Source organism: Rhizobium sp. UBA1881 (assembly GCF_002338015.1).
In the GTDB taxonomy this organism is placed as follows: Bacteria; Pseudomonadota; Alphaproteobacteria; order Rhizobiales; family Rhizobiaceae; genus Rhizobium.
This window is the reverse complement of sequence record NZ_DDHH01000099.1, coordinates 2,913-4,096: the sequence shown is the minus strand read 5'-3', so window position 1 is coordinate 4,096 and position 1,184 is coordinate 2,913. Positions and strand designations below refer to the sequence as shown.

At 62.7% G+C, this 1,184-nt stretch carries 2 protein-coding genes and 1 pseudogene; 2 read left to right on the top strand and 1 reads right to left on the bottom strand.

Annotated features, from left to right (window positions below; genetic code table 11):
- Both B3605_RS12420 and B3605_RS12415 read left to right on the top strand, forming a co-directional pair.
- The coding region (locus tag B3605_RS12420; protein ID WP_296434093.1) for a glycosyltransferase at nt 1–262 on the top strand (262 nt) is incomplete at its 5' end.
- Nucleotides 259–1,011, top strand: coding sequence for a polysaccharide deacetylase family protein (locus B3605_RS12415; protein WP_112972827.1), 753 nt, complete (start codon nt 259–261; stop codon nt 1,009–1,011). The genes B3605_RS12420 and B3605_RS12415, both read left to right, overlap by 4 nt.
- Here B3605_RS12415 and B3605_RS12410 read toward each other — a convergent pair.
- A pseudogene (locus tag B3605_RS12410) lies at nt 1,008–1,184 on the bottom strand (MBL fold metallo-hydrolase); the annotation flags it as partial. The gene B3605_RS12415 and the pseudogene B3605_RS12410 overlap by 4 nt on opposite strands.

The following is a 1,184-nucleotide window of genomic DNA, read 5'->3' as shown; positions in this document are numbered from 1 at the left end:
ACAGGCGGCGGGCCTACCGGTGGTCGCGCAGAACACGGCGGGCGTTCCAGAAGTCGTGCTGTCTGAGGTGACTGGCTTGCTAACGGCAGAGGGGGATATCGCCGCCTACGCTTCGGCGATCAGCGGATTGCTCGACGATGCCTCGAAACGCACCGATATGGCGAACGCGGCACGCCGCTTCGTCCTGGCCGAACGATCGCTTGCAATCGCGGCAAAGGCGATCAACTCCAATTTATGCAGATACATAGGAAAAGAACGATGATGGCTCACGACATCTGGGCGCCGTTGCGGGTGGAGCTCGGCCGTTGGCAGGCCTCCGGCAAGACCGCCCGCTTCTGGCTTCGCGACGACGATGCGATCGAGCCGACGCCGGCGCTGGAACAGCTGCTGAAGTTGACCACCGACGCCAAAGTGCCGTTGACCCTCGCCGTCATTCCGGCGTCCACGGGCGAGCCGCTTACCGCGCGGTTGGCTGAGGAGCGGCATGTGCTGGTTGCATTGCATGGATGGTCGCATACCAATCACGCAGGGCGTGACGAGAAGAAGCAGGAGCTCGGCGCCCATCGCGCGCCCGACATCGTCCTCGGCGAGTTGCGCGACGGATATGCCATTCTGCAACGGCTGTTCGGGTCGCAATTCATCTCCATCCTGGTGCCGCCTTGGAACCGGATCAACAGTGCGCTCATTGGGGAGTTGCCGGCGTTTGGTCTTGAGGTCCTGTCGGTCTACGGAGCCGCCAAGGCGGAAAGCCCGATACGGCTGCTGAATACCCACGTCGACATCATGAACTGGCACGGCATCCGTGGCGGCAGGCCGCATGACGAGCTGGTAGCTGACGTAGTGAAGGAACTGCGGGCCCGCTTCGATGATGATGCGGAGCCGATCGGCATTCTCACGCACCATCTCGTGCATGATCAGACCGCCTGGGCGTTTCTCTCTGACCTTATGGCAGAGACGAGCGCCCATCCCGCCGTCGACTGGAAATCAGCGGCGGCTCTGGTCGAAGCCTAGAGTTCCAGAACCTGGTTGTCGCGGGCGGCGAAGGAGCTCGGGAAGGCGGCCTGTGCCTGCTTCTCCATGTCTTCCAGTTGCGCATCGGTGCGCGATGGCGCGTGGTGGAAGAGTGCGAACTGTTTAGTGCCGGCCATCTTCGCCAGTTCGATGCCGTGCTGCCACGTCGAGTG